The organism is Bradyrhizobium sp. CCGB20 (genome assembly GCF_024199855.1).
Taxonomy (GTDB): Bacteria; Pseudomonadota; Alphaproteobacteria; order Rhizobiales; family Xanthobacteraceae; genus Bradyrhizobium.
The window spans coordinates 4485026-4496549 of the sequence record NZ_JANADN010000001.1 but is presented as its reverse complement, the minus strand read 5'-3'; the positions used below and the strand labels follow the sequence as shown (position 1 = coordinate 4496549).

The 11524-nt window shown below is 63.6% G+C and carries 16 protein-coding genes; 6 read left to right on the top strand and 10 right to left on the bottom strand.

Translation table 11 applies throughout. From position 1 onward, the window contains the following. Positions 1-23: 23 nt before the first annotated feature. From NLM15_RS20780 to NLM15_RS20765, 4 genes are all read left to right on the top strand, one after another. The gene (locus tag NLM15_RS20780; RefSeq protein WP_254118937.1) at positions 24-539 is read left to right on the top strand and encodes a ParB N-terminal domain-containing protein; all 516 of its coding nucleotides are present in this window, start codon (positions 24-26) and stop codon (positions 537-539) included. Positions 540-733: 194 nt separating this feature from the next. Beyond that, the gene (locus NLM15_RS20775) at positions 734-1429 is read left to right on the top strand and encodes a phasin family protein (protein WP_254118935.1); all 696 of its coding nucleotides are present in this window, start codon (positions 734-736) and stop codon (positions 1427-1429) included. Between the two features lie 245 nt (positions 1430-1674). Beyond that, positions 1675-2688 (top strand): hypothetical protein, encoded by a 1014-nt coding sequence (locus NLM15_RS20770; RefSeq protein WP_254118933.1) that lies wholly within the window; start codon positions 1675-1677, stop codon positions 2686-2688. Positions 2689-3451: 763 nt separating this feature from the next. Further along, the gene (locus NLM15_RS20765) at positions 3452-4249 is read left to right on the top strand and encodes a transglycosylase SLT domain-containing protein (protein WP_254118931.1); all 798 of its coding nucleotides are present in this window, start codon (positions 3452-3454) and stop codon (positions 4247-4249) included. Between the two features lie 111 nt (positions 4250-4360). Here NLM15_RS20765 and NLM15_RS20760 read toward each other — a convergent pair whose 3' ends face one another. From NLM15_RS20760 to NLM15_RS20740, 5 genes are all read right to left on the bottom strand, one after another. Further along, positions 4361-4642 carry a hypothetical protein gene (locus tag NLM15_RS20760; RefSeq protein ID WP_254118929.1) on the bottom strand — a complete coding sequence of 94 codons (282 nt, stop codon included), beginning with the start codon at positions 4640-4642 and terminating at the stop codon, positions 4361-4363. Positions 4643-4867: 225 nt separating this feature from the next. Beyond that, entirely contained in the window at positions 4868-5134 is a 267-nt protein-coding gene (locus NLM15_RS20755) for a DUF2312 domain-containing protein (protein ID WP_254118927.1), read from the bottom strand. A 262-nt stretch (positions 5135-5396) separates the two neighbouring features. Beyond that, positions 5397-5903 carry a hypothetical protein gene (locus NLM15_RS20750; RefSeq protein ID WP_254118925.1) on the bottom strand — a complete coding sequence of 169 codons (507 nt, stop codon included), beginning with the start codon at positions 5901-5903 and terminating at the stop codon, positions 5397-5399. A 147-nt stretch (positions 5904-6050) separates the two neighbouring features. Continuing rightward, the gene (locus NLM15_RS20745; protein WP_254118923.1) at positions 6051-6734 is read right to left on the bottom strand and encodes a cell envelope biogenesis protein TolA; all 684 of its coding nucleotides are present in this window, start codon (positions 6732-6734) and stop codon (positions 6051-6053) included. Between the two features lie 305 nt (positions 6735-7039). Further along, complete coding sequence (locus tag NLM15_RS20740; RefSeq protein WP_254118922.1) at positions 7040-7576, bottom strand: helix-turn-helix domain-containing protein; 537 nt, start codon at positions 7574-7576, stop codon at positions 7040-7042. A 199-nt stretch (positions 7577-7775) separates the two neighbouring features. Between NLM15_RS20740 and NLM15_RS20735 the strand changes: the two genes are divergently transcribed. Further along, complete coding sequence (locus NLM15_RS20735; RefSeq protein WP_254118920.1) at positions 7776-8126, top strand: zinc ribbon domain-containing protein YjdM; 351 nt, start codon at positions 7776-7778, stop codon at positions 8124-8126. A gap of 5 nt (positions 8127-8131) precedes the next feature. On the opposite strand, the gene NLM15_RS20730 is transcribed toward NLM15_RS20735, so the two are convergent. Further along, on the bottom strand, positions 8132-9067 hold the full coding sequence (locus NLM15_RS20730; protein ID WP_254118918.1) for a DMT family transporter: 936 nt from the start codon (positions 9065-9067) through the stop codon (positions 8132-8134). Between the two features lie 85 nt (positions 9068-9152). Next, positions 9153-9569: a nuclear transport factor 2 family protein gene (locus NLM15_RS20725; protein ID WP_254118916.1), complete on the bottom strand. Its 417-nt coding sequence runs from the start codon at positions 9567-9569 to the stop codon at positions 9153-9155. 144 nt (positions 9570-9713) lie between these two features. Between NLM15_RS20725 and NLM15_RS20720 the strand changes: the two genes are divergently transcribed. Continuing rightward, entirely contained in the window at positions 9714-10277 is a 564-nt protein-coding gene (locus tag NLM15_RS20720) for a bifunctional transcriptional activator/DNA repair enzyme AdaA (protein WP_254118915.1), read from the top strand. Between the two features lies 1 nt (position 10278). Here the strand turns inward: NLM15_RS20720 and NLM15_RS20715 are convergent, their stop codons facing one another. From NLM15_RS20715 to NLM15_RS20705, 3 genes are all read right to left on the bottom strand, one after another. Beyond that, positions 10279-10425 carry a hypothetical protein gene (locus NLM15_RS20715; protein ID WP_254118914.1) on the bottom strand — a complete coding sequence of 49 codons (147 nt, stop codon included), beginning with the start codon at positions 10423-10425 and terminating at the stop codon, positions 10279-10281. A gap of 267 nt (positions 10426-10692) precedes the next feature. Then, positions 10693-10941: a hypothetical protein gene (locus NLM15_RS20710; protein ID WP_254118913.1), complete on the bottom strand. Its 249-nt coding sequence runs from the start codon at positions 10939-10941 to the stop codon at positions 10693-10695. A 192-nt stretch (positions 10942-11133) separates the two neighbouring features. Further along, positions 11134-11298 carry a Flp family type IVb pilin gene (locus NLM15_RS20705; protein ID WP_254124307.1) on the bottom strand — a complete coding sequence of 55 codons (165 nt, stop codon included), beginning with the start codon at positions 11296-11298 and terminating at the stop codon, positions 11134-11136. Between the last annotated feature and the right edge of the window lie 226 nt (positions 11299-11524).

Below are 11524 nucleotides of genomic sequence, written 5' to 3'. Positions count from 1 at the left end.
GCCCGGTAGAAGCGGAGTAAGTTATGCCCAAACCGGAAAGCTTCCCGATCGAGAAGATCTTCGTTCCTACGAAGCAGAAGAAGGCTATCAAGCCCGAGATCGTCGGAGAGATCGCGGAAAGTATTCTGGACATCGGGCAACAGGCCCCCATTTCCGTTCGGCTCGACGGAGACCGCCTCGTTCTGGTCGAGGGACTGCATCGGCTCGAAGCCTGCAAGGCGCTCGGCGAGACAACCATTATCGGTGTCCTGGTCCCGGCGGAGCTTGCGCAGCACAAGTCCCTGCTGTCCGACGGACCTGAAGTCGAGGCTGAGCGCATCAAGATGGCGCGATTGAAACAGCTGCGCCTGGAGAAGGAAGCCGCAGAGGCATCGACGGCTGCCTTCAAGAGCGTCAACGCAACGGAAGCGCCGCGCACCCGTCCGACGAAAGGCGTCCGCGACAATGCGAAGGCATCAGCGGACCGGACTGCGAAATCGGCACCGAAAACATTGTCGGACTGGATCACGCAGCAAAAGGGCAGCGGCGGCCGCTATTGATTGCCGGCTCCAAATTACGAAGACAGGATTACGGTGACAGTGCACTTAACTTGCCGTTGATGCTGACCGATCCATTGAGAGCACTGGCACCGTAATGCCCGCCCTATGTGGTCGACACGGCGATCCGGATGGTGGTTCCCTTAGCGAGCGCGTAGCCCGGATGGCCTTGCCGATGCCCGGCAAAATCTCACCACATGGCCGCCACGCAAGCGACAACCCACAATCGCGATTTCAGCGCAAACACGACGGAGGCTTGCGGCTTCAGCGATATTCAGGAGTTATTTGCAATGTTGAGTGCGGGCGAACATAAGCCAACGGGAAAATCCGGCCGGCGCGGCGGGAAGAAGAAGGCCGGGCAACGGACCGGGGCCGGCGAGCAACACACGACTGCAGCCCATCAAGTGCCGGATGCCTCGGCACAGATCAGCCAACAGACCGAGCAAGAGAACAGGCAAGAGAACAGGCAAGAGAACAGGCAGCAGACCGAGCAGGAGACGAGCCGGGAGATCAGTGCGCAGGTACCGTCGGCCGCAGCCTTGCCGGGCGAGGCTTCCGGGATGGAGATCACTGCAAGCGCGCCCGTCGCATCGGTGGAACCCTCCCACGCCAGCAGCACGCAGGCCATTGCCGAGGCCTATAGCGACTACACGAGGACGTCGCTCGAGCACGCCTGGACCTTCCTGGGAAAGCTCGCGACGGCGCGCTCACCCGTCGAGGCCTTTGAGCTTCAGATGGCGTACGCGAAACAGGTGTGCGACTCGTTTGTCGCCGAATCCCAGAAGATCGCCGAGTTGCATGAACAATTGACCAGACAACGGGTCATGCATTTCGAGGGGTTCGTGGCCAAGCTCACCCAGACGACGCTCGAAATCCGCGCGACACGTCACTAGCGACAAATCCCGAGCCGCAAGTTTCAGTAACCCACCTCTTTCGTCTCTGCGGAAACAGAAGTGGTGGGTTACGCTGCGCGAACTGCGCTTTGCGCTAGTTTCGGAGCTAACCCACCCTACCCCCTCACGACACCCCGCTCCCGGGCCCGCCATAATTTTTCCTTCGCACGCGCGTTGTGTTGGACAACGGTGAGACCTATCCTGCCAACGATCGGACTGCCGCACTCCCATTGACGCCCGACTGGATGGAGCGCGCATCGGTGCCTGAAGCGAACGACCCCAAACCTGATACTGGCAAGCCTGATACCCAAAAGCCTGACAGCCAAAAGCCCGATGCCCACAAGGCGGACGAGGCGCGCGCCGATGGCGGGCTGTCGCGGGCCTATGACCGGATCAAGAGCGCGGAGGAAGACCTTGCGCGACTGGACCGGATGGTTTCCGGAATGGAACGCGACAGCGAAGGCCAGCGGGCCTCGCACCCAAGCGCCGGTGCGCCGGCGGCCGAGCCTCCCAAGTACACGGCGCCCCCACCGGCTGTCAGGGTTCGCGATCAAGGCCTGAAGGGAGATCGGACCATGGTGCGCGCTTTGGTTGGCCTCGTGCTGGCGATCGGCCTTCTCGGTGCCGCCTTCGCGTCGCAATATCGCGACGAGGCCAGGTCGATCAGCAAGTCGATCATGGCGCGATGGGCCCCGCCGGCCGCGAGCGAGCCCCCGCAAGCGGCCGCGGTCGAAAGTCCGGCGCAACCGCCGGGCGTGCAACTGGCTGCTGCGGATGGGCCGGTGCCGGTGCCCGCGCCGCCGCCCGGCAAGGACACGGAAAGCGCGCCAAAACCTGACGCTCCAAAAACTGGCGCAGCAGCGCCTGACCCCTCGTCGCCTGATCTCGCGCAATCGCTCAAGACCATCACCAGCGAGCTTGCGAACATCAACGGAAAGCTCGAGCAACTGAAAAGCCGCAACGAGCAGGCGCTGCGCGAGCAGGCCGACACCGTTCAACAGCTCAAGGCGGCGCAGGAGAAGGATGCGGCGGACAATGCGCGCCTCGCCGCGCAGGTCCAGGCGCTGCAAACGCAACTGGCGGCGCCATCCGCGTCTGCATCCGCGAAACCCGTCGTGCGGAGCACGGCAAACAACGACACGACTGCGCCCGCACGGCCGCACGTGCAGGCAGCCGCACCCCGGCGGCCCACGCCTCCCCCGCGAAGATCCTGGATGCCCCCACCCTATATGATGGACCCCTACGATCCGGATTGGTGAGCCCGCAGGGATGATTGCGCACAGCGGCGAGAACGCCGTGCAGCCCGGATGTCGCTCACGCTCCACCCGGGCTGTTCGCTCTTCACCGCTCATCGTTCGCCACCGCATTTCGACGCGCTTGTCTTGCAGCTTGTCTTGCAGCTTGCCTCGCCGCCCTCCTCGCAACCCAGCGCGCGCGAAACTGCGTCGCGGCACGAAAGGTCCGCGGTGCGACGACCTGAAATGCCAAAGAGGCGATTCCAGCGACCACCCCTTTGACCACGTCGAAAGCGAAATCGGGTCCAAAATACTCCCACATGACCCTGCCTCCTTCTCGCGAAGGCACCGCCGGGCTGGAGTGGGCAGATTGCGAACATGAAAAAGGCCCCGTCCTTCACCGGCGGGGCCTCAAGACAACTCCTGCGCGCCTTGTTCAGCGCACGCGAAATCTCTCGGTACACCCGCTCATGGTGGACTCGATGAACCAGCTGCAAAGCATGGCCGTGCGATGAAAAACGCCCATAGCGATCACCCAGGAGTTGCGAAATGCGGAGGCGCCGGGTGCGCAATGCAATGCGTGCGCACGAGGGGCCATTTGGCGGCAGATAAACAGACAGGAGCGCCGCCGTCTGTGGGCCAATTCACAATTGCGGTATGACTTTTTTTGGGCGCTGTGCGATTTAGCCCTGCCGCTGCGCCAGCCAGAATCCGCACAGTCCGCCAAAATGTCCGCTTCCATGACTTGTTGGTCGTCAGCATCGTTTCGCAGCCCTGATCGCTGACCATGCCAGGAAGAAACCGAAACCTCCTCCCTCGCCTGCGTAACGTCAGGCGGCGCGCCCGGTGGGCACGAAAGACTTTCTCGCGCGCACCACGGATGGTTCGGATCGCGAGTGGCACGGCGATCCTGCTTGCCGCCCTTGCCCTCGTGAACACCGCCTATCACGTCATCCGCAAGCCGACCGAGCTGTTCGTCTTCGTCGGCAATTCGCTCGACAAGGAGCCGGCCGAGACCTGGCGGCAATACGGGGCGCTGTTCCGCAAGCTTTCCACCGCGACGATCACGCCCGAATTGCTGGCCGCGCTGGCGCAGGTCGAGAGTTCAGCCAATCCGGTCGCGCGCACCTACTGGCGCTGGCGATGGAGCCTTAATCCCCTTGCGATCTACCGGCCCGCCTCCAGCGCCGTCGGCCTCTTCCAGATGACCGATCCGGCCTTCGCCGAGGTCTCGCGGTTCTGTATCCGTGGCAACGCGGTCACTGAAACCGGCTGCGGGTCTACGTTTCTCTACACCCGCGCGATCCCTAGCCATGCCATCGAGCTGGCATCGGTGTATCTGGACCGCAATGTCGCGCTGGTTCTCACCCTTGCGGGCGATGTGAAGCCAAACGCGCAGCAGAAGCAGGATCTGGCAACGATCATCCATCTCTGCGGCGCAGGTCCCGCCGCCGCCTACGCGCGCCGCAAGTTTCAGATGATGGCAGGCGAGCGCTGCGGCGATCATCTCGTCGCGGGCTATCTCGCCAGGGTCAACGCGATGAAGCGGCAGTTTCTGCGCCTTGCGGCGGATGACGGCGAGTAGCTTGTAGCCCGGATGAGCGGAGCGACATCCGGGGTCTTGCCCCAAGCCACGCCGGTCCCGGATGTCGCACCGCTCATCCGGGCTACGGGCACCTGCGCGCTAATCAGGATTCTACCACCAGTACGGCCACCGCCATCCCTCATAGCGGACCCACGACGACACGTATGGCGGGCCGTTGGGATCGACGCGGTCGTCTTCAGGCCGATATCGATAGCGTGGAATAATGTAATAATCCCACGGCGTTGGCCTCAGCACGGGCGCCGTGACGATGAGCCTCTGCTGCGGCTCACGAACGACTTGCGCCTTCCGCGTCCGGGCTTCAGCACCTGAGATCCCGAGATTGCACAGCACCAGGGCCGTTCCGAGCGCACACGCGACGGTCATTTTCTTCATGCGTTGGCCTCCTTCCAGGGGAAGAGTGCGCAAGGACGCATGGCAAGGCAAGCCAATTCGCGCGCGACTTTGCTGGAATGACCGACGTCGGCCAGAACTTTCTGGCTCCCATGGAAGCGTCGGGTTTCGCAAAGCGCGCGACCCGTCCCGACCTCCTCGCCGCGCCACGCCGGAGCGATAGCCGCGGGTCCCGCGGCTATCTCTCCTCAGTTCAAGCCGATGGTCTCACGCCGCTTTCGCCTGCTCCTGCGACGCCGTGTCCATCGCGCGCATATAGAGATCGAGCAGGCTTTCGCGCTCGTCGCGCTCGTTCTTGTCTTCCTTGCGGAGCTTGATGATCTCCTTGAGGATTTTCACGTCGAAGCCCTCGCCCTTGGCCTCCGAGAAGACTTCCTTCTTCTGTTCGCTCAACTCCTGCAATTCGCTGTCGAGGTTCTCGATCCGCTCGACGAAGGAACGGATTTTGCCGCCGGGAATGGTGATGTCGGACATGGTGCCTCTTTGCTGACTGAGGTCGTGAAAATGACCGCAAAGAAATGACCAATGTGTTAACCGCGCGCGCTCTCGCATCGACCGCACAAAGCCGCGAGCTGCGCGCGCGACCAGCGGGCGCAAGCCTGGCTGCAAGCCCCTGACTGAAGGTCCGGTGAAACAGCGAGCGTAGCTCGACGAGCTGAGGCGGAAGCGAACCCATCGACGCTTGCGCGACGATGGGTTTCGCAACCCGTCCTACGAAGGACGCTCGACGCCCACTTCAGTGTACCTCGCTCAACGGCAGCTTGGCGGCGATGCCGTTCGGCTCGGGTTCTTGCTCGGCGAGCTCCGTCTCGGGAGACTCGCCGACCGAGACTTCCGCCATTCTGCGCTTGATCTGTTCGCAGGTCTTGCGGACGTCTTCGGTGAACAGCGCGCATTCTTCGATGCGCTTGAAGATCTTCCGTCCCTCTTCCCTATACCCCGCCGCCGTTTCGCGCATGAAGGCGATCGCATCATGGACCTGGGCCGTCAGCGCTTCGCACTTCTGCGCGGCGTCGATCAACTCGGTGCCCATGGCCTCGATCTCTTTTGCGGCGGACTCGTAGTCGCGAATGACCGCCTCCGCACTGAGCGCGCCGACGCGCGTCACCCCCGCGGTATGCTCGACGTAATCAGGCAGAGCAATGGAAGCAATCGAGCTTCCCGTGCGTACCGACGCAATGTCCGCCTCGAGCTGAAGCAGGTTCACGCCTTCCCGTCTGTGCAATTGTTCAATACTTGCCATGACTATCCTCCCAATATGCGCCCTGAACCCCAAACGGCGCCGAGTGTATTACGGTGAGAAGCGGCATTCTAACCAGATGTGTTCTTGACAGCCCCAGTATTGCCGTTTTTTCCTATTCGCCAGGGCGGCACGCAGCGATACCGGATCTTATGAGCGCTCAACCTCTCCTCGCTCTGCTGCGCGCACCGCATCCTGCAGCTTGATCCTCTGCTTGTTCCACCGGCTCTCCTCCGCCTCGACGCGCTCGTCGAGCGCCGCCCGCTCGGCTTCTATCGCCTCCGACCGCGCCTCGTGCTCGCGCCTCGCCTTGTCCAGCGCCGCCTGCGCTGTCGCGACCGCCTTGTCCCGGCGCGCGCGCTCCCTGGCGCGGGCGGCCTCCTCCTTCTGGCGCTCGGCTTGCCGCCGCCGCTCCTCCTTCTCGAACGCCGCGGCGGCCCTGCGCGCCTGTCGTTCGTCGATCTCAAGAGGCTGTTTGCGTGCGCTCCCGGCGGGACGCTTGTCCGGCTTGGATTTTGATTTGGACTTGGACTGCGCTCTGGACTTGGGTTTGCGCCTGGTCTCGCCGTCGGCGAGATCAGTCGGCAACTCCGAGCTCTCGGTGAACGGGCCCTTCGATCCGACGGGACGCCTGAGCACGACGCCCGGGCTTGCCATCGTCGCGGCGACGATGTCGGGGTCGTCGGTCTCCTTCGCAACGCCCTGGTGGAACAGGTTGGAGCTGGCGCCCCAGGCCTCCAGCGCCGCCTTCATCGACGGTGCGGCGACCGCCTGGTCGTAGAAGCCGAGCGAGGTCTGGTAGGTCTTCAGTTTTCTTTTCGGTTTTGTCGGCATGTCGCCCCGCGGCCTGGCGACGCACAAGTCCCCGTCGCACCGGCGCCCATCATGCCAATGTGCCCCTGTTTTGCCCGACGAGTCAAATTCGATTCGGTATCGCCGAAGTCGCCCGGTGTTTAGCCCTGATTATTCGGTATTGCAGAACCTTGAAATCCCAAGGGGTTTCTACTGTGCATGGGGTTGTTTTTCGTCGTTTTAGTAGACGCGCCGCAGCAAGCGTAGCCCGGATGAGCGAAGCGACATCCGGGAACAGTTTCAACGAGGGCCCCGGATATCGCTTCGCTCATCCGGGCTACCAACCACTACGCCACGTCGACGTCCTCAGGCACAGGTCCCGCCACGAGCCCGTCGAGGCCGACCATCAGCAGATCGGCGATGTGCATCAGCTGGTAGAGCGGAATGTCCGCCTCGCCGTTCTCGGCCAGCGCCAGGAAGGCGGGCGTGACGCCGATGCGCTCGGCGAGCTGGGCTTCGGTGTAGCCGCGGGTCTCGCGCGCGGTTTTGACGCGCGCACCGATCCCGAGCCGGTGCCGGGACTGCTCGTCCGCGGTCATCATGACGGCCTGCTCGTCCGCGCTCGCACAGCCATCGGTGAACGCACCGCCGATCAGCCTCCCCTTGCGCCAGGCGACCCGGCAGTCCTTGCGCAGGCCGCTCTGGAAGACCAGCGTGAACTGCTCGGCGACCCACAGCGACGAGTTGAGCTGCAGGCGCGCGCCGGTGCCGGAGACATCGCGGATCGTGCAGGGCACGCTGATGATGCTGCCGGTGCCGTTGTCGAACTCGACAATGCCGGTCCGCAACGTGTGATGTCTGACGGCGGCGCGATGCTCGCTCATGACCTGGACGCTCCTGCTGCGGCGGCGTCGAACGGACACAGCCGGAAATTCCGGACCTCAATACCGCAGAATTTTTCCTGAACTCCTAAGGTTCCGCCGCTTCAACCGGGACCGGACGCCATGGTAAAGGATTTGCTCCCAATCCATCTTTTCCGGCGGAATGCGTGCGGCGCGCCCGTGACGGGTGACGAGGCAAGCAATGACCGAACCGATGAGATGTCCGAACTGCCAGTCCGAGCACGCCTACCAGGATCGCGATCTCTGGGTCTGTCCGGAGTGCGCGCATGAATGGAGCGCCGATGGCGATGCCGCCGCGCAGGCTCCGCAGGAGGCCGGCGTGCGCGATGCCCATGGCAATGTGCTCGCGGACGGCGACAGCGTCATCGTGATGAAGGACCTCAAGGTCAAGGGCTCGTCATCGGTCGTCAAGGGCGGCACCAAGGTCAGGAACATCCGCCTCCAGGACGCCACCGACGGCCACAACATCGCCTGCAAGATCGACGGCATCGGCGCGATGAATCTGAAATCGGAGTTCGTGAAGAAGGCGTAAGCCGGTCACCGCTGCCTTTGCGCCAGATAAAACCCGCACAGCACCGTCACGAGGCCCGCCGCCTGCAACATCGTCGGCGGCTCGCCGAGCAGCAGCCAGCCGACCAGGAGCGTCAGCGCCGGCACGCAGGCCGGGAACACGGCCGCGCGGGCGACGCCGAGGCGCTGCACCGAGACGGCGAACAGATACAGGGCGGCGGGACCGGCGAGCACGCCCTGCGCCAGCGCCTGGATGGCGTTCTCGGTCAAGCCGATCGCCGCGACATGGGCAAGACCGACGGTCGCGAGATAGACCGGCAGCAGCAGCAGCGACAGCACGTTGATGACGAGCGCGGCCGATACGGCGGACACACGCCAATGACGCAGAGCTGCACCGAAACCGGCGAACATCAATCCGGTCAGCACGAAGATCAGATCGCCCAGCACGCCGTCGGCGCCGATATGGCCGATCGATTCCGCACCGATCACGCCGAGGCCGCCGACGATGACGAAGGCACCGGCAAGGCGCGAGGCGGAGATGTGCTCCTTGAGCACGACCGCGGCGAGCAGCAGGCCGCCGAGCGTCGCGCAGGAGGGCTGGATCACGCTGCCATGGCCGAGCGGGACGAACATGAATCCGGTGTAGGAGATCAGCGACATCACGGGACCGCCGAGCACCATCAGCACCAGGCCCCTGCCCCAGCCGATGCCGCAGAGATCGGAGATGCCGGCGCGCAGGACGAGCGGCAGGAACGCGATGCCCGACCAGACATAGCGATGCACGAGCAGGTCGACCGGGGTGAAGCCGACCTTGAGGCCGTGCCGCGTCCCGGCAAAGCCCAGCGCCCAGAACAGCGCCGCGGACAGGCCGCAGACGACGCCGAGCAGCGCCGGCGCCGCGTCGTTGTTCTGCGCATCGTTCTTCTGAATGAGAGCGTCAGCGCCGCTCGTTCGCTGATCCATCGGCAAGCTCTATGTCAGCGCGCGGGCCGCCTCAACCCACGCGGTTGCAGGTCTGGCACGCGGTGAGTTTCCGTGGGCCCAATCATCACGCCTCCTGGCCGAACACCATCCGCCATCCCTTGCGCGTGTCCATGTATTCCCTGACCTCGCGGATTTTCCCGCCGGCCACCGTGAACACGAAACAATAGTCGTTCTCGTAGGGCTTGCCGCCGGGAAGCGTCGCGCGCATCCGCTCCTCCACGATCACGACATCGCCGTCGGCGTAGACCCCGCGAAAGGCGATATCGACTTCCGAAAACATCCGGTGCATCTCCTGCGCGATGAAGCGAGCGATCGCTTGCGCGCCGACCATGTGATCGGCGTGATCGAGCGCGACGGCAGTGGCGTTGCCCTTCGGCGCGATCCATTCGGCATCATCCGTGAACAGCGCGGCGATGCGATTCGCATCGCGCGAGGAAAAGGTCTTCCAGGCGTTGAGGACGATGTCTTTCGGGCTGGTCACGGCGCGCTCCAAAGCTTGCATTGAGGGGGGATGCGTTGATTGAAGGCCGCCTTCTAGGCCGCCATGCGCGTTGCGGCTCGCCACAATCGGACTCGGTCATCCCGCGGCCCTTCCGCCCGCGCGGACATGCGCTATGATCCGGCCATGCTGAGTTTTGAGACTTGCAACGCCGCGCGCCTGCGCCGGGATGCCCACTATGACGGCCGCTTCTTCACGGCGGTGAAGACCACGGGCATCTATTGCCGCCCGGTCTGCCCGGCCAAGCAGCCGCTGACGCACAACGTCGTCTATTATCCGACGGCGGCCGCGGCCGAGGCCGCAGGCTTTCGGCCCTGCCTGCGCTGCCGCCCCGAAACCGCGCCGTTCTGCCCGGCCTGGAACGGCACGCGCTCGACGGTCGCGCGCGCGGTGAAGCTGATCAACGACGGCGCGCTCGACGCGGATTCCGTGGTGACGCTCGCGATGCGGCTCGGCATCTCCTCGCGCCATCTCGCACGACTGTTCGAGCGCCATGTCGGCGCCACGCCGCAGCAGCTCGCAAAAACTCTGCGCGTCCAGCGCGCAAAGCGTCTGCTCGATGCCGGCGATCACACCATGACGGATATCGCGTTCCAGGCCGGTTTCGGCAGCCTGCGCAGATTCAACGCCGCGTTCGCCGAGCTCTACGGAAGATCGCCGTCGAGCCTGCGCTCATCGAGGCGTGCGTAGCTCAGAAGAAGCCGGGGCTGAGATCGAGCCCGTAGGTCAGGCTCAGCACGAACACGAACAGCGCGGCGGCTGCGAACAGGGCGAGATGCTTGAGGACGAACGCGCGCGGCGAGGCGCTTGCAATCACGGCTTTTTGTGCAACGGGCATGACGGCTCCAGTATGTGGTCCATTCTTGGCCGCCAATAAGCGGCGCCCGCATCAAGCGCCGCGATCTGCAAAGCAACTATTAAAGAGATCACACTCGTTTTGAACGGCGATACACAAGTCGCGCGTGACGAGGAATTTTTTCGTGAGAGGATTCTCACTACGCGCATCAACACGCGATCGGGATGGACAAAAAGAAATGGCCGGGACGAGCCCGGCCATGATGTCGAGGAAGTTCGCGCACCAAGCTCTCGGCTCAGTGCGATCTGCTCAGCGGGCGCTGCCCACGGTCGCGGTCTTCACCTTGCGCGGCGTCAGAACGCTCGCCTGAAGCGCCGTCACGCTGGTGGCGGGCGCCGTCACCTGCTGCTCGACATTGGTGGCACCGAGCACGCGGACCTGCACGGGCGAAACCGGAATGCCGCTGGCCTGATAGGCCGGCAGTTCGGCAGCGAAGGCGGCAGTCGAGCCCGCGATGGCGAGGACAGCGGCTGCGATCGACAAAGTCTTCTTGTTCATTGGTGATGCTCCTGGAAGTAGGTTCGGAGCACATCTAATGCTGATTTGCTGCGTTGCGACATGCATTGCTGCATCGCAACATCGCGTTCCACGCATGGACGCGATGGTTAACTGTCGCAAGACTCGCCAGCACTACTCCCGCACCCGCAAGAGCGTTGGCAGCGCATCCCGACGTAAGGAATCGGCAAACGCTTATTTCAGGGCCGCCGCAAGCGATTGCAGCTTTGCGACGAGATTGGTGCCGAGTGCATAGATGATTTCGATGATCGCCAGCGCGATACCGGCTGCGATCAGGCCGTATTCGATCGCGGTGGCGCCGGATTCATCGGCGGCGAATTCGGCCAACAGACATTTCAATTTCACAACTCGCATCCTTCCCAACTCAACCAGATGTTGCCGGTACGCGAGAGATACCGGGGCACAATCCAAGATTGAGTAAATTCACTCCGTTCAATTTGATGACAATGGCGACCGCCTTTGCAGCCCCTGCTCAGCCGCCCCTGGAATCGCAGGGAACCTGCGTTGCGCCTCGGCAACACCCATCCGAAAAGCCTTGTCTCGCCGATTTCCGCCATTGCGCCGC

Excerpts from the sequence above, each read along its gene's own strand:
- NLM15_RS20780 (WP_254118937.1), top strand. The coding sequence starts at position 24 with ATGCCCAAACCGGAAAGCTTCCCGATCGAGAAGATCTTCGTTCCTACG.
- NLM15_RS20775 (WP_254118935.1), top strand. The coding sequence starts at position 734 with ATGGCCGCCACGCAAGCGACAACCCACAATCGCGATTTCAGCGCAAAC.
- NLM15_RS20770 (WP_254118933.1), top strand. The coding sequence starts at position 1,675 with ATGGAGCGCGCATCGGTGCCTGAAGCGAACGACCCCAAACCTGATACT.
- NLM15_RS20765 (WP_254118931.1), top strand. The coding sequence starts at position 3,452 with ATGCCAGGAAGAAACCGAAACCTCCTCCCTCGCCTGCGTAACGTCAGG.
- NLM15_RS20760 (WP_254118929.1), bottom strand. The coding sequence starts at position 4,642 with ATGAAGAAAATGACCGTCGCGTGTGCGCTCGGAACGGCCCTGGTGCTG.
- NLM15_RS20755 (WP_254118927.1), bottom strand. The coding sequence starts at position 5,134 with ATGTCCGACATCACCATTCCCGGCGGCAAAATCCGTTCCTTCGTCGAG.
- NLM15_RS20750 (WP_254118925.1), bottom strand. The coding sequence starts at position 5,903 with ATGGCAAGTATTGAACAATTGCACAGACGGGAAGGCGTGAACCTGCTT.
- NLM15_RS20745 (WP_254118923.1), bottom strand. The coding sequence starts at position 6,734 with ATGCCGACAAAACCGAAAAGAAAACTGAAGACCTACCAGACCTCGCTC.
- NLM15_RS20740 (WP_254118922.1), bottom strand. The coding sequence starts at position 7,576 with ATGAGCGAGCATCGCGCCGCCGTCAGACATCACACGTTGCGGACCGGC.
- NLM15_RS20735 (WP_254118920.1), top strand. The coding sequence starts at position 7,776 with ATGACCGAACCGATGAGATGTCCGAACTGCCAGTCCGAGCACGCCTAC.
- NLM15_RS20730 (WP_254118918.1), bottom strand. The coding sequence starts at position 9,067 with ATGGATCAGCGAACGAGCGGCGCTGACGCTCTCATTCAGAAGAACGAT.
- NLM15_RS20720 (WP_254118915.1), top strand. The coding sequence starts at position 9,714 with ATGCTGAGTTTTGAGACTTGCAACGCCGCGCGCCTGCGCCGGGATGCC.
- NLM15_RS20715 (WP_254118914.1), bottom strand. The coding sequence starts at position 10,425 with ATGCCCGTTGCACAAAAAGCCGTGATTGCAAGCGCCTCGCCGCGCGCG.
- NLM15_RS20710 (WP_254118913.1), bottom strand. The coding sequence starts at position 10,941 with ATGAACAAGAAGACTTTGTCGATCGCAGCCGCTGTCCTCGCCATCGCG.